Origin of the sequence: Bradyrhizobium sp. MOS001, from assembly GCF_004634465.1 — a bacterium.
Classification (GTDB): domain Bacteria; phylum Pseudomonadota; class Alphaproteobacteria; order Rhizobiales; family Xanthobacteraceae; genus Bradyrhizobium; species Bradyrhizobium barranii.
Map to the genome: position 1 here is coordinate 21,918 of NZ_SPVJ01000036.1, position 22,467 is coordinate 44,384.

21 protein-coding genes are annotated in these 22,467 nt (G+C 65.0%); 14 read left to right on the top strand and 7 right to left on the bottom strand.

Annotated features, from left to right (window positions below; all coding sequences use genetic code 11):
* The first annotated feature begins 648 nt into the window (after nt 1–648).
* From CT676_RS31425 to CT676_RS31435, 3 genes are read left to right on the top strand one after another with little or no spacing between them, the layout of a single operon-like run.
* A complete protein-coding gene (locus tag CT676_RS31425) occupies nt 649–1,101 on the top strand; it encodes a (2Fe-2S)-binding protein (protein WP_014493612.1) in 453 nt (150 codons plus the stop codon).
* 1 nt (nt 1,102) lies between these two features.
* Nucleotides 1,103–3,415, top strand: a complete 2,313-nt coding sequence (locus tag CT676_RS31430; protein WP_135216049.1) for a molybdopterin cofactor-binding domain-containing protein — start codon at nt 1,103–1,105, stop codon at nt 3,413–3,415.
* 55 nt (nt 3,416–3,470) lie between these two features.
* Complete coding sequence (locus tag CT676_RS31435; protein WP_135216050.1) at nt 3,471–3,731, top strand: hypothetical protein; 261 nt, start codon at nt 3,471–3,473, stop codon at nt 3,729–3,731.
* Nucleotides 3,732–3,947: 216 nt separating this feature from the next.
* Here the strand turns inward: CT676_RS31435 and CT676_RS31440 are convergent, their stop codons facing one another.
* The 4 genes from CT676_RS31440 to CT676_RS31455 form a co-directional block, all read right to left on the bottom strand.
* Nucleotides 3,948–5,675, bottom strand: coding sequence for a methanol/ethanol family PQQ-dependent dehydrogenase (locus CT676_RS31440; RefSeq protein WP_135216051.1), 1,728 nt, complete (start codon nt 5,673–5,675; stop codon nt 3,948–3,950).
* A 117-nt stretch (nt 5,676–5,792) separates the two neighbouring features.
* The gene (locus tag CT676_RS31445; RefSeq protein WP_135216052.1) at nt 5,793–6,446 is read right to left on the bottom strand and encodes a Rieske (2Fe-2S) protein; all 654 of its coding nucleotides are present in this window, start codon (nt 6,444–6,446) and stop codon (nt 5,793–5,795) included.
* Between the two features lie 264 nt (nt 6,447–6,710).
* Nucleotides 6,711–7,175, bottom strand: coding sequence for a group III truncated hemoglobin (locus CT676_RS31450; RefSeq protein WP_063981973.1), 465 nt, complete (start codon nt 7,173–7,175; stop codon nt 6,711–6,713).
* A 135-nt stretch (nt 7,176–7,310) separates the two neighbouring features.
* Nucleotides 7,311–8,162 (bottom strand): 3-hydroxybutyryl-CoA dehydrogenase, encoded by an 852-nt coding sequence (locus CT676_RS31455; protein ID WP_244623316.1) that lies wholly within the window; start codon nt 8,160–8,162, stop codon nt 7,311–7,313.
* Between the two features lie 402 nt (nt 8,163–8,564).
* On the opposite strand from CT676_RS31455, the gene pstS reads away from it, so the two are divergent.
* The 3 genes from pstS to CT676_RS31470 all read left to right on the top strand — a co-directional run bounded on the left by pstS (nt 8,565) and on the right by CT676_RS31470 (nt 10,869).
* On the top strand, nt 8,565–9,620 hold the full coding sequence (gene pstS, locus CT676_RS31460; RefSeq protein ID WP_135216054.1) for a phosphate ABC transporter substrate-binding protein PstS: 1,056 nt from the start codon (nt 8,565–8,567) through the stop codon (nt 9,618–9,620).
* 182 nt (nt 9,621–9,802) lie between these two features.
* Nucleotides 9,803–10,174 carry an arsenate reductase (glutaredoxin) gene (gene arsC / locus CT676_RS31465; protein WP_135216055.1) on the top strand — a complete coding sequence of 124 codons (372 nt, stop codon included), beginning with the start codon at nt 9,803–9,805 and terminating at the stop codon, nt 10,172–10,174.
* Complete coding sequence (locus CT676_RS31470) at nt 10,171–10,869, top strand: ABC transporter permease (protein WP_085405650.1); 699 nt, start codon at nt 10,171–10,173, stop codon at nt 10,867–10,869. The genes arsC and CT676_RS31470 overlap by 4 nt, the downstream gene beginning before the upstream one ends.
* Here CT676_RS31470 and CT676_RS31475 read toward each other — a convergent pair.
* Both CT676_RS31475 and CT676_RS31480 read right to left on the bottom strand, forming a co-directional pair.
* Nucleotides 10,843–11,652, bottom strand: coding sequence for a substrate-binding domain-containing protein (locus CT676_RS31475; RefSeq protein ID WP_135216056.1), 810 nt, complete (start codon nt 11,650–11,652; stop codon nt 10,843–10,845). The genes CT676_RS31470 and CT676_RS31475 overlap by 27 nt on opposite strands.
* A 171-nt stretch (nt 11,653–11,823) precedes the next feature.
* Nucleotides 11,824–12,069, bottom strand: coding sequence for a hypothetical protein (locus CT676_RS31480; RefSeq protein WP_135216057.1), 246 nt, complete (start codon nt 12,067–12,069; stop codon nt 11,824–11,826).
* 134 nt (nt 12,070–12,203) lie between these two features.
* Between CT676_RS31480 and CT676_RS31485 the strand changes: the two genes are divergently transcribed.
* On the top strand, nt 12,204–13,739 hold the full coding sequence (locus CT676_RS31485) for a hypothetical protein (RefSeq protein ID WP_343287551.1): 1,536 nt from the start codon (nt 12,204–12,206) through the stop codon (nt 13,737–13,739).
* Nucleotides 13,740–13,802: 63 nt separating this feature from the next.
* On the top strand, nt 13,803–14,081 hold the full coding sequence (locus CT676_RS31490) for a Plug domain-containing protein (protein WP_193560919.1): 279 nt from the start codon (nt 13,803–13,805) through the stop codon (nt 14,079–14,081).
* 19 nt (nt 14,082–14,100) lie between these two features.
* Here CT676_RS31490 and CT676_RS31495 read toward each other — a convergent pair whose 3' ends face one another.
* Nucleotides 14,101–15,417, bottom strand: coding sequence for an alpha/beta hydrolase-fold protein (locus CT676_RS31495; protein WP_135216059.1), 1,317 nt, complete (start codon nt 15,415–15,417; stop codon nt 14,101–14,103).
* A 497-nt stretch (nt 15,418–15,914) separates the two neighbouring features.
* Here CT676_RS31495 and CT676_RS31500 point away from each other — a divergent pair, with 497 nt between their 5' ends.
* The 6 genes from CT676_RS31500 (at nt 15,915) to CT676_RS31525 (ending at nt 22,374) form a co-directional block, all read left to right on the top strand.
* The gene (locus CT676_RS31500; RefSeq protein WP_135216060.1) at nt 15,915–17,924 is read left to right on the top strand and encodes an EAL domain-containing protein; all 2,010 of its coding nucleotides are present in this window, start codon (nt 15,915–15,917) and stop codon (nt 17,922–17,924) included.
* A 248-nt stretch (nt 17,925–18,172) separates the two neighbouring features.
* Nucleotides 18,173–18,952 (top strand): response regulator transcription factor, encoded by a 780-nt coding sequence (locus CT676_RS31505; protein ID WP_135216061.1) that lies wholly within the window; start codon nt 18,173–18,175, stop codon nt 18,950–18,952.
* A 234-nt stretch (nt 18,953–19,186) separates the two neighbouring features.
* Nucleotides 19,187–19,555 (top strand): hypothetical protein, encoded by a 369-nt coding sequence (locus CT676_RS31510; RefSeq protein ID WP_085405637.1) that lies wholly within the window; start codon nt 19,187–19,189, stop codon nt 19,553–19,555.
* 36 nt (nt 19,556–19,591) lie between these two features.
* Entirely contained in the window at nt 19,592–21,112 is a 1,521-nt protein-coding gene (locus CT676_RS31515) for a phage tail sheath subtilisin-like domain-containing protein (protein ID WP_135216062.1), read from the top strand.
* A gap of 24 nt (nt 21,113–21,136) precedes the next feature.
* Nucleotides 21,137–21,661 carry a phage tail protein gene (locus CT676_RS31520; RefSeq protein ID WP_135216063.1) on the top strand — a complete coding sequence of 175 codons (525 nt, stop codon included), beginning with the start codon at nt 21,137–21,139 and terminating at the stop codon, nt 21,659–21,661.
* A gap of 8 nt (nt 21,662–21,669) precedes the next feature.
* Nucleotides 21,670–22,374: a hypothetical protein gene (locus CT676_RS31525; protein ID WP_205124615.1), complete on the top strand. Its 705-nt coding sequence runs from the start codon at nt 21,670–21,672 to the stop codon at nt 22,372–22,374.
* The last annotated feature ends 93 nt before the right edge of the window (nt 22,375–22,467 follow it).

A 22,467-nucleotide genomic window follows, 5' to 3' on the forward strand; every position in this document is an offset into this window, starting at 1 on the left:
CAAGGCTGCCTGACAAGGCCGCCTGAACAAGGCCGTCAGACCTTCGCCGTGCCCGTCCACTCGCTGGCCCCGACCATCGCCAGCGAGCCGGACGGTCCGGCCCTCGACCAAATCGCTGCGATGCCGCCGCATCGCACGAGGCAGACGCGAGCGCCATGAGCTCCTCAGATGAGCTCCTCAGTCCTGGTCTCTGAATGACTGCGCAGTGCCGCCCACTTCCCCCTCGAAGTCCGCGCCGCTGCGTTCTCCCTCCCTCGACTGAGGCATCCTACTTCGTCCGCGCAGTCTCTGCCGGACGAAGCTTTTTTCGTCGTGCACATTTCGCAGGCGCAGGGCGTGATGCCGCGCCCTGCTTTTGACAAACCTTCGTTGCAACTTTTCCCTTCAACAACACCCGGCTGTGAACGCCGGGCCGGCGCGGTCTCTGCTACGATCGCGTCGTCACGATGCCGCGCGAATTCAATCAATCAAGAACAAGACGGGAGGTATCGAGCACATCCGGACATCACGATTCGCATTCCTGCTTGCTGCCGGGATCTGCCCGCGCAGGAGAACAAGCCGGGATGCGGCGACACGACGAAACGGGCAGTGCGCCGACCTGTGTCGGCAATGTTCAATCGACAAGCTTATGAAGAGCGAGGGACCATCATGATCAAGGTGAAGATCAACGGCCAGGAACAGAGCTGGGACGGCGACCCGGATCTCCCGCTACTCTGGTTCCTGCGTGACGAGGCCGGGCTGACCGGCACCAAGTTCGGCTGCGGCCAGGCCCTGTGCGGCGCCTGCACCGTCATCGTCGACAAGGAGGCCGTGCGCTCCTGCATCACGTCGATCAACGACGTCGCCGGGCGCGAGGTGACCACCATCGAAGGGCTGCATCCGAACGGCGACCACCCCGTCCAGAAGGCCTGGCGCCAGGTCAACGTGCCCCAATGCGGCTTCTGCCAGGCCGGCCAGATCATGCAGGCCGCAGCGCTGCTGATGGAGAATCCCAAGCCGTCACACGACCAGATCCGCGAAGCGATGGCCGGCAACATCTGCCGCTGCGGCTGCTACCAGCGCATCGAGAACGCAGTCCATCTCGCATCGACGGGAGTGTGACATGAATTTCATCGAGAACCCGACGAAGCTCCGTGGCTTCGAAAAGAACCTCAAGGTCGAGAAGGTCTCGCGCCGCAGCATCCTGAAGGGGCTCGGCGTCACCGGCGGCTTCGTGCTCGCCGCCCCCGTGATGTCACGCCAGGCCTTCGCCTATGAAACCGGCGCCGGCAAGATGCCGCACGGCGTCGTGGTCGATCCCCGCGTCTTCGTTGCCGTTGCTCCCGACGGCACCGTCACCATCCTCGCCCATCGTGCCGAAATGGGCACCGGCGTGCGCACCAGCCTGCCGCTGATCGTCGCCGAAGAGATGGAAGCCGACTGGTCCAGGGTCAAAGTGCAGCAGGCCCATGGCGACGAGGTCAAGTTCGGCAACCAGGACACCGACGGCTCGCGCAGCACGCGGCATTATCTGATCCCGATGCGCCAGATCGGCGCCTCCGCCCGCACCATGCTGGAGCAGGCCGCAGCCAAGCGCTGGGGCGTGCCGGCGACCGAGGTCAAGGCCGTCAACCACGAGGTCGTCCACAGTGCCAGCGGCCGCAAGCTCGGCTTCGGCGAGCTCGCCGCGGACGCAGCCAAGCAATCGGTGCCGAGCATCGAAGGCCTCAAGCTGAAGGACCCCAAGGACTTCCGTTATCTCGGCAAGGGCCAGATCAGCATCGTCGATCTCCACGACATCACCACCGGCAAGGCGCGCTACGGCGCGGACGTGCGACTACCAGGCATGAAATATGCGGTCATCGCGCGCCCGCCGGTGACCGGCGGCAAGCTGATCTCGTTCGATCCGGACGCGGCGCTGAAGGTCCCCGGCGTCGAGAAGGTGATGCAGGTGCGCGGCTGGCCGTGGCCGTCGAAGTTCCAGCCGCTCGGCGGCGTCGCAGTGATCGCGCGCAACACCGGCGCGGCGATCAAGGGCCGCGACGCGCTGAAGCTGACCTGGGACGACGGCGCCAACGGCAAATACGACTCGGTCGCCTATCGCAAGGAGCTCGAGGAAGCCTCGCGCAAACCGGGCCTCGTCGTACGCCAGGAGGGTGACGCAGACGCTGCGCTGAAGAGCGCAGACAAGGTCGTCGTCGGCGAATACTATCTGCCGCACCTCGCCCACGTCAGCATGGAGCCGCCGGTGGCGGTCGCCGACGTCAAGGGTGACAAGGCGGAGATCTGGGCGCCGGTGCAGAGTCCCGGCGGCACCCGCGAGGACGTCGCCAAGACGCTCGGCATTCCCGAGGACAACGTCACGGTGAACGTCACGCTGCTCGGCGGCGGTTTCGGCCGCAAGTCGAAATGCGACTTCGCGCTCGAGGCCGCGCTGCTGTCGAAGGAGCTCGGCGCGCCGGTGAAGGTGCAATGGACGCGCGAGGACGACGTCCGTCACGACTTCCTGCACACCGTCTCGGTCGAGCGGATCGAGGCGGGGCTCGACAAGAACGGCAAGGTGATCGCCTGGCGCCACCGCAGCGTGGCCCCGAGCATCGCCTCGACCTTCGCCGCGGGTGCAAACCACCAGGCGCCCTTCGAGCTCGGCATGGGCCTCGTCGACATGCCGTTCGAGATCGCCAACATCTCCTGCGAGAACCCGGAAGCCGCGGCGTTCACCCGCATCGGCTGGTTCCGTTCGGTCTCGAACATCCCGCGGGCCTTTGCGGTGCAGTCGATGGTCGGCGAGATCGCGCAGGCGACCGGGCGCGACCAGAAGGAGACGCTGCTCGCGCTGATCGGCAGTCCCCGCATCGTCAAGCCGGCGGTGAAGGACATGTGGAACTACGGCGAGCCCTATGACAGCTACCCGATCGACACCGCGCGCCTGCGCAAGGTGGTCGAGCTGGTTGCCGAGAAGGGCGAATGGGGCCGTCAGGTGCCGAAAGGCCACGGCCTCGGAATTGCCGTGCACCGCAGCTTCGTCAGCTACATCGCGACCATCGTCGAGGTGGCCGTCGACGAGAAGGGCAAGCTGACGGTGCCGCGGGTCGACACCGCGATCGACTGCGGCACCTATGTCAACCCCGAGCGCATCGCCTCGCAGATGGAGGGCGCGGCGATCATGGGGCTGAGCGTCGCCAAATACGGCGCGATCACCTTCAAGGACGGCAAGGTGGAGCAGAAGAACTTCGACGACTTCCAGGTCCTCAGGATGGATGAATCTCCTCTTGTAACCAACGTCTACATCGTCCCGCCCGGACCCGACACGCCGCCGAGCGGCGTCGGCGAGCCCGGTGTTCCGCCGTTCGCGCCCGCGCTGATGAACGCCATCTTCGCCGCGACCGGAAAGCGTATCCGCAGCCTTCCGCTCGGCAAGCAATTGGAGGCCTAAGGCGGAACATTGAGCGGCCTCGCGCCGTTTCCATCGATCTGACAGGAGCAGATCGATGACCAACATCTCAAAGGCGCTCGCAGTCTCGTTGCTGTCGAGCGCCTTTTTTATGACGACCACGGCTGCGTTCGCTCAAAGCAACACCACCCCGCCGACCACCGCCACGCGCCCCACCGCGCCGGAGCAGAACTCGCTTCCCAACGCCGGCGCCCCGCCGCCTTCGACCACACAGACCACCGGGCAGACCAGCTCCGATCCGAAGGTTCAGGAGATGAACCAGAAGGAAAAGGACAAGGTTGATCGGCAGGGGAAGTAGCGGTCCAGCGCCTGCGCCCACAAACCGCCGCTCGCCGTCATGGCTTGTCCCGGCCATCCACGACCTCTGCCGCGGCACGAAGAACGTGGATGCCCGGGACAAGCCCGGGCATGACGAGTTCGTGGCGCGAGCACCGCACACGCAAAATGCGGCGGACGTTGCCGTCCGCCGCATTTGCCCCCTGACGCTCCGCTTCCTTCGATTCGCCCGCGGAGCTTATTTCTTCAGCGCGAACACCCAGATCACGCCGCCCTGCGGCACATTGGATTCGATGCCGATATTGTTGGTCGCGAGCGCATCCTGGATGCGCTGCGCGTCGACGCCCCATCCGGACTGGATCGCGATGTATTGCGTGCCGTCGATCTCATAGGACGACGGCATGCCCATGATGCCGGAGTTGGTCTTCTGCTCCCACAGCAGCTCGCCGGTCTTGGCATTGAAGGCGCGGAAGTTGCGGTCGTTGGTGCCGCCGACGAAGACGAGATCGCCTGCGGTCGCCGTCACCGAGCCGAACAACTGCGACTTCGGGAAATTGTGCTGCCACACCTTCTTGCCGGTGACGGGATCCCAGGCCTGGAGCTCGCCGAAATGATCCGCGCCGGGCTTGGTCTTCAGGCCGATGTCTTCCGGCTTGGTGCCGAGCCAGAGTTCGCCCGCCTTGAGCGGAACCTTCTCGCCGGTGAAGCCGCCGCAGAAATTCTCGTTGGCGGGCACGTAGACGAGGCCGGTTCTCTGGCTGTAGGCCGCCGACGGCCAGTCCTTGCCACCCCACAGCGACGGACAGAACTCGACCCGCTTGCCGATGACCGGCTTGTGCGCAGGATCGACGATCGGCTTGCCGCTCTCGGCATCGATGCCCTTCCAGACATCGGTCGCGACGAAGGGCCAGCCTGCGACGTAGTTGATCTTGGTCGGGGTGCGCTCGAGCACCCAGAAGATCGCGTCGCGGCCCGGATGGATCAGGCTCTTGATGGTGCGACCGTCGCGTTGCAGGTCGACCAGGATCGGTGCTTCGACCTCGTCCCAGTCCCAGGAATCGTTCTGGTGGTACTGGTGGTAGGTCTTGATCTTCCCATTGCTGGGATCGAGCGCGAGCACCGAGGAGGTGTAGAGATTGTCGCCGGGATGCGTCTCGCCAGGCCATGGCGCGGCGTTACCGACGCCCCAATAGATCGTCTTGGTGTCCTTGTCGTAATTGCCGGTCATCCAGGCGGAGCCACCGCCGGTCTTCCAGTCGTCGCCCTGCCAGGTATCGTGACCGGGCTCGCCCTCGCCGGGGATGGTGAAGGTGCGCCACAACTCCTTGCCATCCTTGGCATCGTATGCGGCGACGTAACCGCGCACGCCGAGTTCACCGCCGGAGCCTCCGACGATGACCTTGCCCTCGACGACCAGCGGCATCAGGGTCATGTACTGGCCCTTCTTGTAATCCTGCACCTTGGTGTCCCACACCACCTTGCCGGTCTTGGCGTCGAGCGCGACGACATGGTCGTCGGTGGTGGCGAGATAAAGCTTGTCCTCCCAGAGACCGACGCCGCGGTTGGTCGGATGCAGCTGAAAGAGGTCGTCGGGAAGCTGTCGCTTGTAGCGCCAATATTCGTCGCCGGTCTTCGCGTTCAGCGCGATCACCTGCCCCATCGGGGTCGTTACGAACATCACGCCATTGTTGACGATCGGCGGCGCCTCGTGGCCTTCGACCACGCCGGTGGCAAAGGTCCAGACCGGTGTGAGATTCTTCACGTTCGAGGTGTTGATCTGGTCGAGCGGGCTGTAGCCCTGTCCGTCATAGGTGCGCCGATAGAGCATCCAGTTGCCGGGTTCCGGATTTTCCAGCCGCTGCTGGGTGACCGGCGCGTAGTTCTCGATCGGGCCGGCGACGGCGACGGTCGAGACAAGGCACGTGAAGGCGACGAAGCCGGACAGTAACCATTGCTTCCTGGTCATGGACGTTCCCCTTTTTCATCCGTTTGAATTCTTGTTTTGAATTCTTGTCGTTCGTCCCGTCGTCCGCCCCTCGGCGGATGCGGCCTCTCGTGACGCGGGCACAACCCGCACCGTCCATCATCCTGGCTGCACGCCACCTACCTTTCCGATGAAGTTGCCGGCGACGCTGAGCGAACCGTCAGCGAGCGCGAGCGGCAGCGCGGCAAGCCGCCGCGGCGCCGGCCCGAACACGACCTGCGCGCCCTCGCGGGGATCGTATTCGGAGTTGTGACACATGCACTTGAACACGTCCTTCTCGCCGACATCGCTCTTGACCCAGGCGGTGACGGGACAGCCGGCATGCGAGCAGATCGCCGAATAGGCCAGGATGCCATCGACGGCCCGCGCGCGGGTCTTCTCGTCGAGCTCGGCGGGATCGAGCCGGATGATCAGGATCTCGTTGAGGCGCGAGGCGCTGCGCACCACCGACGTGTTGGGATCCTTCGGCCAAGCGTGAACCGGCGGTCCACCGGCCGGGAGATCGGCCGCGGTGATGAGCTTGCCCTCCTGTTCGCCTTCGGAGAAGACGAGGAGATCACCTTTCTGCGGACGTTCGTCGGAGCCTGGCGGATCCTCGCCCGCGCGCGCCTGCGTGGAACAACCAAGGCAGGCGGTCGTGGCGAGCGCGCCAAGCAGCAGCGTTCGCCGCGTCTGTTCTGTACCCGCGTCGACTTCAGACTCCGCGGTGCTCTCGGACGATGAGGGAGTGGTGTTGAACGATGCGCGCGACATGCACGCTAGCAGGCGCTGGAACTCTGCCGAAAAAAAGGCGGAGAGTTGGCGCCGCAGCGCATCAATATGTCTTTGCTCGTTTTGGTTGAACGTAAATGAACGCGTTCCAGCGCATATTTGCAATTGCAACGTCGCATCGCGCGATCGGCATGATGATTTTGCAGATCAGACCGATGATGCGGGAATTGGTGCAACGCGTTATTGGCCGCGCAGCGCAACCTCAGAGCGACACAACTGCACGTTTTGCAGGCAGATTTGCTGTCGTCAGGACCGGAGCACGTGACGCGGCGCAGCGATGCGGCCGGCGATGGTCGCCGACGCCATCTCAAAACTGTCGGCGATGCGACGCGCCTTGTCGATGAAGAGCGCGGCCGCCGGCGGCGGACAGACCTCGCGCGCGGTCTGCTCGAACAGATCGAGCCAGCGGTCGAAATGATCGCCGACCAGGCTGAGCGGCACATGCGCCCGCATCGGCGAACCATGATAGCGGCCGCTCATCAGCACGACCGACGACCAGAAATCCTTGAGTTTGGCAAGATGCTCGTCCCAATTCTGCACGATCGCAAAGACCGGCCCCAGCAGCGCATCCTCGCGCACGCGTCCGTAGAAGCGGGTGACGAGCTCCCCGATCATCTCCTCAGTGATCCCGGTGCGCTCGATCGCATCCTGGGTCAGCAGGTTCCGCCGCGCGGCCGCCGCCTCGCGCTCGGCCTTCAGTCGATCCGACATGTCCTTCGTTATCCGTTCATTTGTTCCCGCAGGCCGCCCGTTCGCCATTGTCGGGCCAATTGCGCGCGGCGTCTTTGTCACAGCGCAAATTGCGGGGATCGGGCGGCGGATGCCGGGCGCCCGCCGCCGGCGCCATCAGGCACCGTAAGTGTAGAAGCCCTGGCCGGTCTTGCGGCCGAGATGGCCGGCATCGACCATTTCCTTGAGCAAGGGGGCCGGACGATATTTGGGGTCGTTGAAGCCCTTATAGAAGACCTCCATCACCGAGAGCATGGTGTCGAGCCCGACGAGATCGGCGAGCGCCAGCGGCCCGATCGGATGGTTGCAGCCGAGCTTCATGCCGGCATCGATCTCCTCAGCGGTTGCGATCCCTTCCTGGAGCGCAAAGATCGCCTCGTTGATCATCGGGCACAGGATGCGGTTGACGGCGAAGCCGGGGCTGTTCTTGGCCGTGATCGCCACCTTGCCGACCCGCTTGGCGAAATCCAGCGCCTTGGCGTGGGTGTCGTCGGAGGTCTGCAGACCGCGGATGAGTTCCAGCAGCGCCATCACCGGCACCGGGTTGAAGAAGTGCATGCCGATGAAGCGATCGGGGCGATCGGTTGCGGCGGCAAGCTTCGTGATCGAGATCGAGGAGGTATTGGTCGCGAGCAGCGTGCGCGGCGACAGCGTGGCGCAGAGGTCCTTCAGGATCTTGACCTTGAGCTCCTCGTTCTCGGTCGCGGCCTCGATGACGAGGTCGCAATCGACGAGCTTCGCGCGGTCGGTGGTGCCGGTGATGCGCTTGAGAGTAGCGTCGCGATCAGCCGCCGACATTTTCTCCTTCTTGACCAGGCGCTCGAGGCTGCCGCCGACGGTCGACAGCCCGCGGTTCACCGCCGCATCGGAGATGTCGACCATCACGACCGAGAGCCCGGCCGCGGCACAAATCTGCGCGATGCCGTTCCCCATGGTCCCTGCCCCGATGATGCCAACCGTGTTGATCATTGCCTCGTATCCTTCATCCTTGCGAGCGTGCCAGTAGCGGCCCGGCCCCATTGTTCTTGCATCAGGGTCTAGCACCGCCAACAGGCGGGTGCGACCCGATCCTGCCCCTTCCTTAAAGCATCCCGGGCGGGAATAAAGCCGCCATTCGGTCGCGAAATGGCATGATTTGGCGGTCTGACAGGCGGTTTTCCCGAAATTTGCGCGTGCTCTCCCCCCCGGCGCTTTTCCGCGGGACGGCTGAGCCCGGCCCGCTTGGACCACCTTGATCTACATCAATCGGACGATGCGGTGGTCGCTAACGGTGTGGTGTAATCGATGCGCAATGGCCAGCGCGAATGCCTCGCGACGCTATTGTGACATAGCCCACATCAGCCTCGTGCCCTACCTGTTAGCGTCGCGCACATGAAAAAACATATTGCACTTCCCGTCATCCTCGCCGCTCTGCTCGTCGCCACGCAAAGCCTGGCGGCCGAGACCAAGGGAGCCGGCTCAACCTTCGTTTCGCCCGTGATGGCGAAATGGATCGACGCATACAAGACGAAGACCGGCAACACCGTCAGCTATCAGGCGGTCGGCTCGAGCATCGGCGTCGGCCTGATCAAGAAAGAGGCCGTCGACTTCGGCGCAAGCGACATGCCGCTTGATCCCAAGGAGCTGGACAGGCTCGGCATGATGCAATTCCCGATCGTGATCGGGGGCGTCGTGCCGGTCGTCAATATCGATGGAGTCAAACCCGGCCAGATCCGCTTCACCGGCCAGATGCTCGCCGACATCTATCTCGGCAAGCTGAAATCATGGAACGATCCGGCCATTCGCGCGATCAACCCCGACATCAGGCTGCCGAACACTGCGATCACGGTGGTTCATCGCATCGACGGATCCGGCACGACGTTCAACTGGTCGAACTACCTCTCGAAGGTCAGCACGCAGTGGAAGACGAGCGTGGGCGAAGGCACCTCGGTCGAGTGGCCACTTGGTCTCGGCGGCAAGGGCAATGACGGCGTCGCCTCGCTCGTCAGCCTCGTGCCCGGTTCGATCGGCTATCTCGAATACACTTACGCGCTGCAACGGCTAGACAGAATCTCATTTGGCGTCGTGCAGAACAGCGCCGGCAGTTTCGTCGTCCCCGACGCCGCATCGTTCCAGGCCGCGGCCTCGAGCGCGGACTGGAAGGCGGAGAAGGATTTCCACCTCGTGCTCACCAACGCGCCCGGCGAAGACGCCTACCCCATCACGGCCACGACCTTCGTGCTGATGCCGAAGGCGCCGAAATCCGAGGAACGATCGGCAGCGGCCATCGACTTCATCCGCTGGTCGTTGGAGAACGGCAAGGCCCAGGCCGAGACGCTCAATTACGTGCCGCTTCCGCCTGCCCTGGTCGACCAGATCGAACGCTATTGGCAGCAGAGCATCGAGACAAACCCCACGGTCTCGGCCTCGGCTAACGTCAAGCGCTGAAGTCTGGAAACGAGCGGCCGTCATGCCCGGGCTTGCCCCGGGCATCCACGTTCCCAGTGCCAGCCACGCGACCGCGATCCTTCTGGAAATCTCGCCGTGAATCGTGATTTAGTCCTGCGAAAGGCCTGTTGCCGGCTCGCAGCGGCGAGAACGCGCGAAGGTCCAGGCCCGGGGACTTTCGCATGGACGTGATCATCTACCACAATCCCGACTGCGGCACGTCGCGTAGCGCGCTTGCCACGATCAGGAGTGGCGGCATCGAGCCGCACGTGGTCGAATATTTGAAGACGCCCCCCTCGCGAGCCCCGTTGCAGCAGTCCATCGCGCGCATGGGGATTTCGGTGTACGAGGCGGTCCGCGAAAAGGCGGCGCCTTATCCGGAGCCCGGACTCGACAACCCGGCACTGACGGATGACCAGCTGCTCGAAGCGATGATGGTACATCCGCTCCTGATCAACAGGCCGATCGTGGTGACCCCGAACGGCGTCAGGCTTTGTCGCCCTTCGGATCGGGTGCTTGATCTCCTGCCGGCGCAACAGCGTCCGGCCGGATGAACGATTTCGCGCGATCCATCGGCGCCGCGCTCACGCTGATCGGCGAGGCCGACGCCGAGCTGCTCGGCATCGTCGCTTTGTCGGTTCGTGTCAGCCTGACCGCCGGCATCGTCGCGCTGCTTATCGGCGCGCCCTTCGGGGCGCTGCTCGCGATCACCCGATTCCGCGGGCGGCAGGTCGTCATCGTGCTGACCAATGCGCTGCTCGGCCTGCCGCCGGTCGTGGTCGGGCTTGCGCTCTATCTTCTGCTGTCGCGGTCCGGCCCGCTCGGGGCAGCCGGACTGTTGTTCACGCCGACCGCCATGGTGATCGCGCAGACCCTGCTCGCGACCCCGATCGTGGTCGCGCTGGTGCACCGGCCAGCGAGCCTGCTCTGGGCCGAGTATGGCGACCTCGCGCGGATCGACGGACTATCGACGCTGCGCAGCATCGGCCTGCTGTTCGCGCTCGGCCGAACGTCGCTGCTGACGGCCTTTCTCGCGGCTTTCGGACGCGCGATCGCCGAGGTCGGCGCCATCATCATCGTCGGTGGCAACATCCGCGGCTTCACGCGCACGATGACGACGGCGATCGCACTGGAGACCAGCAAGGGCGACCTGCCGCTGGCACTCGGGCTCGGGCTGATCCTGCTCGCACTCAGCGTGGCGGTGTCGACCGTCGCCTTCCTGCTAGTGGGACGCGTTGGGGAAAAATAGCTGCTCGCCGCCGACCTTGTAGCCGGCGATCGCATCCTGCCCCTTCGGCGAAACCAGCCAGTCGATGAAGGCCTGTCCGTCCTTCGCCTTCACATTCGCATGCGTCGCCGGATTCACCAGCATGACGCCATACTGGTTGAACAGCCGCTTGTCGCCCGCAGTCAGGACGGCAAGCTCGCCCCGGTTCTTGAACGACAGCCAGGTGCCGCGGTCCGACAGAACATAGGCGTTCGACGACGAGGCCATGTTCAGCGCCGGACCCATGCCCTGGCCGATCTCGCGATACCAGCTGTCCTTGCCGGCGCCGATATCGACGCCCGCCTCCTTCCACAATCTCAGCTCGGCCGCATGCGTGCCGGACTTGTCACCGCGCGAGATGAATGGCGCCTTCGCCGCCGCGATCTTGCGCAGCGCATCCGTGACGTCCTTGCCGCCGGCGATCTTTGCGGGATCGCTCTTCGGACCGACAATGATAAAGTCATTGTACATGACATCGAAGCGCTTCACGCCCTGCCCCTCGGACATGAACTTGTCCTCGGCCGGCCTGTCATGCACGAACACCACGTCGGCGTCGCCGCGCCGCCCGATGTCGAGCGCCTGGCCGGTGCCGACGGCAACGACCTTCACCTCGATGCCCTCCGCCTTCGAGAACAACGGCAGCAGGTAACCAAACAGGCCCGACTGTTCCGTCGACGTCGTCGAGGCCACGGTGATGGTGCGATCTTGCGCGAATGCGCATGTCGACCAGACCAGAACCGCTGCGATGGCCGCAAGCTTTCTCATTGCGTTGTCCTCACTCTCCTAACGTTTGAACTTAGGCGGGAAGGATGACGCAGGGAAGTCCGACGTTCGGCGCAGGATCAGCGGCCGGGTATGTCTTGCGGATCACGTCTTTTCTCCTTCGCCGTCGAAGGAAGCGTATCGGGGATCGGCGCGGCAACTCCGTGGGCGCGGTCACATTGGCCGCCTGCCGCGCCGGAGCTTCAGGACGACCGCAGCTTTTCGATGATGGCCGTCACCTCGTTCAGCTGGCAGATCGAGCAGATCGCGCGCGGACTGGGCTGATCCGCCGGCGGCGGCCTGATCGATCACGCTCAAGCCGTCGGTGAGACGCGAGATGATTTGCACGAGTTCATCGCGGCGCGCCTCGAGGTCGGCAAGCGTTGCGTCAAAGCGCTCGTCGAGCCGGGCGCCTTGCAACGAGCGGATCGGAACGATCCTGTCGTCGGGAGGATCGGACATGCGCGTGCTTTGCGTTGCTGTCCCGCCCATCCTAGGCGCGACCGCTCGCAACCCGGCGGTGGTGCATTGTCGCATCCGACACGGCAGTCGCGTTGCCCTTTCCCGCGCGGTGGACGCTCGGATGTTCTGCAATTGGTCCCACCTACATTGACATCGATGTGACGGCCGGGGCAGTTTTTTGCATTGCTGGCGAATCAGCGATTGCTTCACGCCGAGTACCTCTTGGACAACTCCCTGTGCTTTCGAGACTGATATCGTTGCTGCGCCGCATTCCCGCGGTGAAATGGGCGTTCACCCGGCTTAGGCCCTTGCCTCACGGCGGCAGCATTGATGTCGCGCCGATCGCGGCAAGCGAATCGTCGGCAATCGTCGCCGACATCGCAGAAGCTGTTCCGGCTCCCGACAGCATCAGCACCAACCCGCTGCCCAGTGACACCGAGATCGCCGTTGCGGCTCCGGTCGCCGAAGATCGCGCCGCTATCTCTGTCATCCCGGAGAGCTCGTCCGCGGCGCCAACTGATATCAGCGTCGCCGATGATCCATCCTTGGAAGCGCCGACAGAGGTCGAGGCGGTCGTCGTCGAAGAGGTTTCGGTCTCGTCAGTCGAGGTGGAGAGCGCGGCCGTCGATGCTCATGAGCTCGTCACCAACGATCCGCCCGCGGAGCCTGAAACCAGCGTCGCACCCGTCGTCGTAGAAGAGACACCAGTCCCGGTTGTCGAGATCGAGAGCGAGCCGGTCGGTGCACCCGAGCTCGTCAGCAGCGACCCGTCTGCGGAACTTCCGGAGATCGCTGAACCCGTCATCGTTGAAGAGGCGCGGCTGTCGCCTGTCGAGGCCGAGAGCCGGCAGGCCAATGTTTCCGAGCCCGTCGTCAGCAACGATGCATCTCCCGAACTCGCGACCGAGGTGGAGCTTGTCGTCGTCGAGGAGGCGCTGGTCTCCTCTATCGACATCGAGATCGCACCGGTTGATGCCCCCGTTCTCGCCGTCAACGACGATACCTCCTCTGACGTCGCTGATGTGGAGCCGACTGTCGTAGAGGACACGTGCGTCGCGCTTGCGGACAGCGACGTCTCGGCGGGGGAGGTCTCCGAGAGCAGCATCGACAGCGCTGCCTTCGCTGTCGTCGCAATGGAGATCGAGCCGGTCCCGGCCAACGATCCCGCCCCGATCGCAACGGTCGCCGCGGAGGATTCCTCCGCCGACACGGCAAGCGCCGTCACGCATGTCGCGCCGGAGCCGATCCTCGAGTCTCCCGCTCCGGTGATCCCCAGCGCGCCGAAGACGCGCGCAAAGGTCGTGGAACCCGTCGACCGCGCCACGTTGATCCGGCAGCGCTGGACGGAGACCGGGATCAGGATGTGGAATCCGCGGCTTCACGGTGCCGGCGACGCCACGCTGAACATCCAGGGCCGCGTCGAGCTGCTGCCGCCCGCGCCCGGCGAGACCATGCCACGCTACGACAAGCTCGAATTCAGGATGCTGGACGGGCAGATCGTCTGCGAGGGCGTCGTCGTCGAGGCGCCCGCGTCGGCGGGTCAGCGCAGCTTTACCCGGCTCGCCGAGCCGCGCAACACTGACCGGCCCCGCGAACCGCTACGGGAACGCCAGGCCGCTCTCGCCTGACCCTTGTCCTCTGCGACCATGCCCGCCATATGCTAGGCTGACGCCCTGGACATGGGAGGCCGCATGCCCGCAAGATCATTGCGCGTGGTCGTGATCGCCGCCCTCTGCATCTCGCAAGGGGCCTTTGCGGCGTCCAGCAAACGCCCGCACCATGCGCCCGCAACCGATCCGGCCGCGCCCTACAAGGCCGACCGGCTCTCCACCTCGCGCGGCCAGACGATCCTCAACACGCCCGGCCAGACCACCGTGCTGACACGTCAGATCCTTGACGACATGAACGCGACGACCCTCCGAGACGCCATGCGCTCGACCGCCGGCGTGACGATAGGGATTGGCCGCTAGATTTCGCGCGACTTCGCGTTCAGGGGATCGGATAGCCCTTCCAGACCCACTCCAGCGCCGACGGCAGCGTTTGCGCGATCGTCGGCCGGTCGACGTGCTTGGCGTTGCGCACGAACAGGAACTGGTAGTGGTAGCCCTTCTCCGCCAGCACCTTCGCCATCAGCGCGTTCGACAGGGTCCAGTCGTGCATGCCATCGGGAATGGTGGGGTTCGGATAGAACAGGTCCTGGTCGCCGCCGAAGAACCAGAAGCGGATCGGCTTCGCCGGCGCGGCGACGATCAGCGGCACGCCGGGCGGCTCAGCCGGCGTCAGCACGCCGGCCTTCGATATGAGGTTGGGACCGGCCGGCCCCGTCCATGCGCTGTGATATTCCCAGGCGCCGCCACGCAGCGACGGATCGTGAGGCCATTGCTGGTTGACCATCGTCGGCGAGAAGGCCAGCACGCGGTGATAGAGATCGGGATAGAACCACGCCATGGTGAAGGCCGCCACACCGCTCGAGCTCAGGCCCATGGTCGCGCGCCCGTCGGGGTTTTTGGTCAACTTGACGTCGGCGTTCTTCTCGACCAGCGGCAGCACCTCGCGCTCGACGAACTGCGCATAGTCGCCTGACACCGCATCGTATTCGCGGCCGCGCTGGCTGCCCTGCGCATCCTGCCCGCCGTTGCCGATCTGGATCGCGACCATCGGTGGCACGCGGCGCTGCGCGATCAGATTATCGAGCGTCGTGGCGAGGTCCTTGTAGGCGTTGGAGCCGCCGTCGCCGACCACGATGAACGGCGCCTCGGTGCCGCGTACATATTGCGCCGGCACGTAGACGTCGATCGTGCGCGACCAGATTCCAGGATGGCTGGTGGTGACGATCATGTGCGACTTGTCATCCGGCGCGGTGACGGTCGTCATGATCGACGAATTGGTGCAGCCGGCGACATCGTCGCGGATCAGGCCGGGATTGTAGATCGTGCTCTCCTTCGACGTCAGCGTGAAGGATTTTGTCATGCCGCGTGGTACGCCTTCCTTCGCAATCGTCTCCGGCGCGGGATTGTGGGTGGGCCCGATGATGAAATTGCCCTCGGCGCCGGGCTGCGGCAGCGTTCCGTCGGGCAGCTCCGTCGCGCGCGGATAGTTGGGGTTCGAGGGATCGCGCGTCGGCGGCGCCGTCTTGAAATCGAGGCCCGTCGTGTCGATGAAGAACGGTGCCGCCTTATCGGTGGTGTTAGCCCCGAGCGGCACGGCCATGTTCTGGGTGACGCAGGCCGGCTGCGACAGTGCAATTGAAGTGAAGGAGACGAGGGAAATCAGCGTCCCCGCAAGGACGGACAAAGCATTGGTCATTTCAGCTCCCGGTGCCGACAAGTCTTTCTGGCTCGCCTTGACGCAAAGTATGGCGGGCCGCCTGCGCGCGGTCAAACAGCAAGCGGCCGCATTCCAGCGATAGCCGCCATGCTCAAACCGAACGGCGACCGTTATTCCGTGCATGCTCATGAATTATCGCGGACACGAGGCCGTTGCTGCTGCACCTCGCACGACGTAGCTTGCGCAAGCACGTGCGTCGGCTGACCGCGCGGCCATGCGCCGTCGCCGACGTGAAAAGCCAAGACTCGCAATGGTTAGCAGATCGTAGCTGCGGGTGGCCGCGGGCGAGACGTGCCTGAGACACGCGCCTCGGCCGCCGGATATCCTTAACACGGCCTCACCAATACACGCGGCTGGAAAATCCCGTGGCCGCGCGCAACCTGCGCTGGCTTTTCGTGCAGCCCCACCTAGCGCGACCTTTACCCCCGTCGTGCAAGATCGCCGCCGTTTTGAAGGGATCCGGGGCGCGTATTGCAATGCCTGTCGCCAATTTGAAGTCTCAGCTCGCCGCCGCGATGCGGCTGTTTCGCGTGCCGGCCGACAACCCGGACCTGACGCGCGCGCAGTTCGACGCCTTCTCCAAGCAGATCCCGCTGCTCTATTTCATCCTGATGAGCAACACGATCGCGGTTGCCTATACCTATGTCAACGTGGCGCCGGACTGGCTGACGATGATCGTGCCGAGCGTGCTCACCGTGCTCGCGGCGCTGCGTACCTTCTGGTGGCTGCGCCAGCGGCATCTCGTGCGCAGCGATGCCGACATCCTGCGCAATCTGCGCGCCACAAACTGGATGACATTGCCGATCGGCGCCGGCTTCACCGCATGGTCCTTTGCGCTGTACCCTTACGGCGATGCCTTCGCCAAGAGCCAGGTCGCCTTCTACATGGCGGTGACCGTGATCGGCTGCATCTTTTCGCTGATGCATCTGCGTTCCGCGGCGTTGATCGTGACGCTCGTCGTCGACGTTCCCTATGTGCTGTTCTTCTGGGCCACCGGCGAACCGACGCTGAAGGCGATCGCGGTCAACAACCTGCTTGTGTCGGGCGCGATGGTGACGGTGCTGTTCATCTACTATCGCGACTTCGCCGATCTCGTCTCCAGCCGCAAATCGCTGCTGGCGCAGCAGGCGGCGACGCAAGCGCTATCGGACGAGAACTTCCGCCTCGCCAACCTCGATTCCCTCACCGAGCTGCCGAACCGCCGCCGCTTCTTCGCCGAGCTGTCGAGCGCCTTCAGCGACGCCGAGCGCAGGCGCGTTCGCGTCGCGGTGGGGATCATCGACCTCGACGGCTTCAAGCCGATCAACGACAATTACGGCCACTCGGTCGGCGATCGCGTCCTGATCGAAGCCGGGCGCCGCATCCGCGAAGTTTGCGAGGGCTTCGGCCCGCAGCGGGTGGAATTTGCCCGGCTCGGCGGCGACGAGTTCGGCCTCGTGGTGTGCGGCGATCCCGAAGATGACGATTTGATGCGGCTCGGCCAGCGCATCGGCGAACAGGTCAAGTTGCCCTACCAGCTCGACACCGCCCATACCGGGCTGTCCTGCTCGATCGGCTTCGCGCTGTTCCCAAGCTCGGCGACCTGCGCCGAAGCGCTCTATGAATGCGCCGACTACTCGCTCTATCACGCCAAGCGCCATCTGCGCGGCCGCACCGTGATCTTCTCGAGCGAGCTCGAGGCCGAGATCCGCAGCCGCGGCGTCATCGAGAACTTGCTCCGCACCGCCGATTTCAGCACCGAGATGGACCTGGTGTTCCAGCCGATCGTGGACGCCATGAGCGAGCACACCGCCGGCTTCGAAGTCCTGGCGCGCTGGCACAGCTCCCGCCTCGGCCTGGTCTCGCCGGCCGACTTCATTCCGGCCGCAGAGCGCATCGGCTTGATCCGGCCGCTGACGCAGGCGCTGCTGGTCCGCGCGCTCGCGACGGCAAGGGCCTGGCCCGACCACATCCGCCTGTCGTTCAACCTCTCCGCCCACGATGTCTGCGCAGCCGAGGGCATTTTGCCGCTGATCTCGATCATCGAGAAGAGCGGGTTTCCGCCGCACCGGATCGACTTCGAGATCACCGAGACCGCCGTCACCTTCGACTTCGTGCGCGCGCAGCAGTCGATCGCGACGCTGAAGGCCATGGGCTGCGGCATTTCACTGGACGATTTCGGCACCGGCTATTCCTCGCTGAGCCACGTGCATCGGCTGCCGCTCGACAAGATCAAGATCGACCGCAGCTTCGTCGCCGACATCAACGAAAATCCGGTGAGTCACAAGATCATCAAGTCTCTCGCCGGCCTGTGCGACGACATGGAGATCGCTTGCGTCGCCGAGGGCGTCGAGACGCGCGCCCAGCTCGACAGCCTGCGCCGCCTGGGATGCGACTTCATCCAGGGCGACTACTTCGCAAAGCCGATGTCGGGCGGTGCGATTGGCGATCATCTCGCAAAGGAACGCCAGCGTCTCGGCGCCGCCGGCGCCAAGGTCGTGGCCTGAGAGGCCAGATCTCAATCCGCACGCGCAGCGCTGATAAATTAAATTGCTGCCTGTCAATCGTCCGCTTCACATGCGTCGAAACGCCCCCGACATGTCGGGATGCCGTGTCGGTGCTTGTCAGCGACGTCAAAACGCGCGATACTCAATTTCAAGGGGAAATGTATTAAAGATACAACTTTTTGATCTTGGTGGCCTTCAACTGGGCGCGGCGGCAAACACGGTTGTGAGTTGGCAATCGGGAGGCAGGCATGTCGTCCAATGCGTCATTTTCGGCAGGGCGCCACGTCCCGCCGCATTCCCACCTCACCGCTTCGCATGCATCACCGCCGCCCGCCGAGCCGGACGGCGGCCTCATACCCATCAGCCTCTTCATCCTCAGCGATGTGCGCCTGCTCTGCGAAGGCCTCAGTTCCTGCCTGGCCCGGCAGGAATGCTTACGCATCGCCGGACACGGCGATCTTGCGACCCCGCCTGAGCAAGTCGTCGACAGCGGCGCACAGGTGCTGCTGGTCGACATAGCGACCCCGCAGGGCTTGCAGCAATCGGCGGCCTGCCGCGCGCTGGCGCCGGCGTTGAAGGTCGTCGCCATCGCGGTCGCCGAAGCCGAGCAGGACATCCTGGCCTGCGCAGAGGCCGGCGTGTCCGGCTTCGTGCTGCGCGAAGGTTCGATCAGCGACGTCGTCGCCGCCGTCCATAACGCGATGCGCGACGAGCTCGTGTGCTCGCCCAAGGTCGCCGCCGCCCTGTTCGGCCGCCTCGCGCTGCTCTCTGCGCGGACCGTCACGCGAGCGCCGGCCGCCGGCGTCGACACGCTGACACCACGCGAGCACGAGATCATTCGCTTCGTCGGCGAAGGGCTGTCGAACAAAGAGATCGCACGAGCCTTGCGGATCCGCAATTCGACCGTGAAGAACCACATGCACAACGTGCTCAGCAAATTGCAGATTCGCCGGCGCGGCGAGATCAGCAAGCATCTGCACGCGAATGGCGCGGCCGCGTCTGCATCGTCGCGGATCCAGACCCGCTAGACCTTTCGGCCTAGATCCTCCGGGCCGGCATCGCGCGCGAAGCCGCCATGTCGCGGTGAATTGCGCGCCCGTTTGCGTCATCGCGGTCTCGACGCCGCGGGCATGGTCCGGACCATCAACTCCATCCTCGCTAGACCCTTTGGTTCAATCGCGCCGTCGCGCCTTGTGCAAGGCTCACCGCAAAGGTGGCCATTGCGACAGAGACGCATCCTCATTGCGGGATTTCCGAGACTGATGACCGATCTTCTCGAGCATGTCGTCGCGAAAGATCCGGCGTTGTCCGTAGTCGGGACGAGTGACGACGCCAATCTGGCAACGGAGGCACGCCGCACCCGGGCCGACGTCCTCGTGGTGGCACAGAAGGCGCCGGACGAGCGCGACAGCCTCGCGAGCCTTCTGCACAGCCGGCCGCGGATGAAGGTCGTCACCATCGTCGCAAGCGGCGAAAGCGGCGCGCTCTACGAGCTGCGGCCGCACCGCACGGCCATCACCGAGATCACGACGCAATCCCTGTCGGAAGCCATTCGGGATCCGCCCGGCCCGAGGCGCCGGCCGCGCCAGCGGCGCGCCCGCCGGCCAGGCAAGACCATCGCCGCGGTCTGACCAAGGAAGACGGACCGCCAAATCACAGGAGCCGACATGCCCTCAGCCCTTCTGCAACCCGGCGTCTATATCGAGGAAATCTCCAGCGGGGTGCGCTCGATCTCGGGCGTGGCGACGTCGATCGCGCTGTTCATCGGCTGGGCGCCGCGCGGCCCCGTTGACCGTGCCGCGCGCATCTCGAGCTTTGCCGACTATGAGCGCGCCTATGGCGGGCTCGACCGCCGCGCCAATCTCGGCTACGCCGTGCGCCAATTCTTCGACAACGGCGGCAGCGACGCCTACGTCGTGCGGATCGCGCTGTTCAATTCGGGAACGCCCGCCAACGACGCGAAGACCGCGACCTGCGCGATCAACGATCTCGGTATCGAGGCGAGTTCTCCGGGCCTGTGGGCCAACTCCTACAGCGGCCGGCTGACGCTGCGTGCGGACGACAGCACCCGCTTCCGGCTCGACGTCATCGGCCCGTCGCCGAGGACTGACATCGTGGAGACGTTCCAGGACCTGTCGATGAACAAGGCGGATCCGCGCTACGCGCCGAGCGTCGTCAACGGCCGCTCCGCCTTCATGGACAAGCTGACCACGGCGTCAACGACGGTGCCGACCCCGGCCACGAAACCATTTACGGGCGGCGCCGATGGCACGGTCCTCTCCGCTAATGACGGTCCGTTCGTGAGCGCGATCGATCCGCTGTTCGCGACCGGCGGGATCGTCGATCGTATCGACATCTTCAACCTGGTCTGCGTGCCCGGCCTCACCAACGTCAATTCAACAACCCAGGGCGCACTCGCCAAGCTACAGCAACGCTGCCACGTCCGCCGTGCGTTCCTGATCATCGACAGCCTCCAGAACGAGACCGTCGCCAACATGAGCGGCGCCAACGGCGAGGCCGGCCTGACCGGCTCGGACGGCAATTTCTCCGCGCTGTACTACCCGTGGGTGATGCAGGCCGATCCGCTGCAATCCGGCGTCGTGCGCGACTTTCCACCTTGCGGCTTCGTCGCCGGCGTCTACGCCCGGACCGACGCCACGCGCGGGGTCTGGAAGGCGCCGGCCGGCACCGATGCCAGCGTCAACGGCGGCGTCGGCTTCGCGTTGAGCTTGAGCGACGCCGAGAACGGCCAGCTCAATCCGATCGGCGTCAACTGCCTGCGCACGCTGCCGGTCTACGGCAACGTGGTCTGGGGCGCGCGCACGCTGCACGGCCAGAACGACCGCGGCTCGGAATGGAAATACGTTCCGGTACGGCGCATGGCACTGTTTCTGGAGGAGAGCCTCTACCGCGGCACGCAATGGGTGGTGTTCGAGCCCAATGACGAGCCGCTCTGGGCACAGATCAGGCTCAACATCGGCGCCTTCTTGCAGGGCCTGTTCCGGCAGGGCGCGTTCCAGGGCCGCTCGCCGCGCGAGGCCTATTTCGTCAAATGCGACCGCGAGAGCACGACGCAGGCCGACATCAATCTCGGCATCGTCAACATCATCGTCGGCTTCGCGCCGCTGAAGCCCGCCGAGTTCGTCGTCATCAAGATCCAGCAGATCGCCGGCGACATCCCAACCTGAGGCAAAGACACCTGAGGCAAGCAAATGGCACAGTTCTCGGTCAATCCGCAGCGCTTCGATCCCTACAAGAACTTCAAGTTCCGCGTGAAATGGGACGGTCGCTACGTCGCCGGCATCAGCAAGGTGTCGGCGCTGAAACGCACCACCGAGGTGGTCGAGCACCGCGAAGGCGGCGATCCCTCGACGGGACGCAAGTCGCCCGGACGCAGCAAGTTCGAGGCGATCACGCTCGATCGCGGCGTCACCCACGACACCGAGTTCGAGAAATGGGCCAACAAGGTCTGGCATTTCGGTGCAGGACTTGGCGCCGAGGTTTCGCTGAAGGATTTCCGCAAGGACATCATCCTCGAGGTCTACAACGAGGCCGGGCAGCTCGCGCTGGCCTACAAGCTATACCGCTGCTGGGTCTCCGAATACCAGTCGTTGCCCGATCTCGACGCCAACGCCAATGCGGTGGCGATCCAGCACATCAAGCTGGAGAACGAGGGATGGGAGCGCGATCAGGCGGTCGCCGAGCCGTCCGAGCCCACTTTCACCGATCCGGCCTGAGGCCGCCCATGCTCTCCGCCACCGCACAACGCGAGCAGGACATCCTGGCGCTGTGGGACCGGGCCGCCGGCCGCGCGCAGCGCCAGCGCGATGATGCCCTGTTCGCGGCGGCGGGCGCAGCGCCGACGGACTCGATCGGCACAGGCAATGTCGCGCTGCTGGCCTTGCGCACGCGATTGTTCGGCGCGCCGTGGCGGCTGCGCGCCGCCTGCCCCATTTGTCACACCGACTGCGAGTTCACGGCGGACAGTGCAGTGCTCGCGGACGGACTTGCACCACCGGCTGACGCCGTGCCGCCGCGCATCACGAACGGAGGCAGCGAGCTGGCCCTGCGGCTGCCGATGCTTTCAGATCTTGCAAGCCTCGCCGCGACCTGCGATTCCGGTGCCGCAACAAAACTGTTGCTCGCGCGCTGCCTCGGTGAGGCGCCCCCGGCTGCGCCGGACATCCTGCACAGGATCGAGGCCGAGCTCGAACGTTGCGATCCCGGAGCGGTGCTCAGTTTCGCGCTCGACTGCCCCGATTGCGGCCACGCCTGGCAGGCCGTGATCGACATCGCGCCGGCGCTCTGGACCGAGGTGCAGGCCGCGGCCGAGCGTAGCCTGCTCGAAGTCGACGCCCTCGCGCGCGAATATGGCTGGAGCGAAGCCGAGGTGCTGGCATTGCCGCACACCCGCCGCGCCGCCTACCTGCAACTTGCGGGCGCGTCATGACGGGCCTCCTGCAAAATCTTGCACGCATCGGCCGCGGCGAACCGATTCCCGGCGCAGCACGCGTTGCCCTGCCGCCGCGTTTTGCCGCCCCGC

Bases quoted from the DNA above. Each gene is read 5' to 3' on its own strand.
- CT676_RS31425 (WP_014493612.1), top strand. From the start codon at position 649: ATGATCAAGGTGAAGATCAACGGCCAGGAACAGAGCTGGGACGGCGAC.
- CT676_RS31430 (WP_135216049.1), top strand. From the start codon at position 1,103: ATGAATTTCATCGAGAACCCGACGAAGCTCCGTGGCTTCGAAAAGAAC.
- CT676_RS31435 (WP_135216050.1), top strand. From the start codon at position 3,471: ATGACCAACATCTCAAAGGCGCTCGCAGTCTCGTTGCTGTCGAGCGCC.
- CT676_RS31440 (WP_135216051.1), bottom strand. From the start codon at position 5,675: ATGACCAGGAAGCAATGGTTACTGTCCGGCTTCGTCGCCTTCACGTGC.
- CT676_RS31445 (WP_135216052.1), bottom strand. From the start codon at position 6,446: ATGTCGCGCGCATCGTTCAACACCACTCCCTCATCGTCCGAGAGCACC.
- CT676_RS31450 (WP_063981973.1), bottom strand. From the start codon at position 7,175: ATGTCGGATCGACTGAAGGCCGAGCGCGAGGCGGCGGCCGCGCGGCGG.
- CT676_RS31455 (WP_244623316.1), bottom strand. From the start codon at position 8,162: ATGATCAACACGGTTGGCATCATCGGGGCAGGGACCATGGGGAACGGC.
- pstS (WP_135216054.1), top strand. From the start codon at position 8,565: ATGAAAAAACATATTGCACTTCCCGTCATCCTCGCCGCTCTGCTCGTC.
- arsC (WP_135216055.1), top strand. From the start codon at position 9,803: ATGGACGTGATCATCTACCACAATCCCGACTGCGGCACGTCGCGTAGC.
- CT676_RS31470 (WP_085405650.1), top strand. From the start codon at position 10,171: ATGAACGATTTCGCGCGATCCATCGGCGCCGCGCTCACGCTGATCGGC.
- CT676_RS31475 (WP_135216056.1), bottom strand. From the start codon at position 11,652: ATGAGAAAGCTTGCGGCCATCGCAGCGGTTCTGGTCTGGTCGACATGC.
- CT676_RS31490 (WP_193560919.1), top strand. From the start codon at position 13,803: ATGCCCGCAAGATCATTGCGCGTGGTCGTGATCGCCGCCCTCTGCATC.
- CT676_RS31495 (WP_135216059.1), bottom strand. From the start codon at position 15,417: ATGACCAATGCTTTGTCCGTCCTTGCGGGGACGCTGATTTCCCTCGTC.
- CT676_RS31500 (WP_135216060.1), top strand. From the start codon at position 15,915: ATGCCTGTCGCCAATTTGAAGTCTCAGCTCGCCGCCGCGATGCGGCTG.
- CT676_RS31505 (WP_135216061.1), top strand. From the start codon at position 18,173: ATGTCGTCCAATGCGTCATTTTCGGCAGGGCGCCACGTCCCGCCGCAT.
- CT676_RS31510 (WP_085405637.1), top strand. From the start codon at position 19,187: ATGACCGATCTTCTCGAGCATGTCGTCGCGAAAGATCCGGCGTTGTCC.
- CT676_RS31515 (WP_135216062.1), top strand. From the start codon at position 19,592: ATGCCCTCAGCCCTTCTGCAACCCGGCGTCTATATCGAGGAAATCTCC.
- CT676_RS31520 (WP_135216063.1), top strand. From the start codon at position 21,137: ATGGCACAGTTCTCGGTCAATCCGCAGCGCTTCGATCCCTACAAGAAC.
- CT676_RS31525 (WP_205124615.1), top strand. From the start codon at position 21,670: ATGCTCTCCGCCACCGCACAACGCGAGCAGGACATCCTGGCGCTGTGG.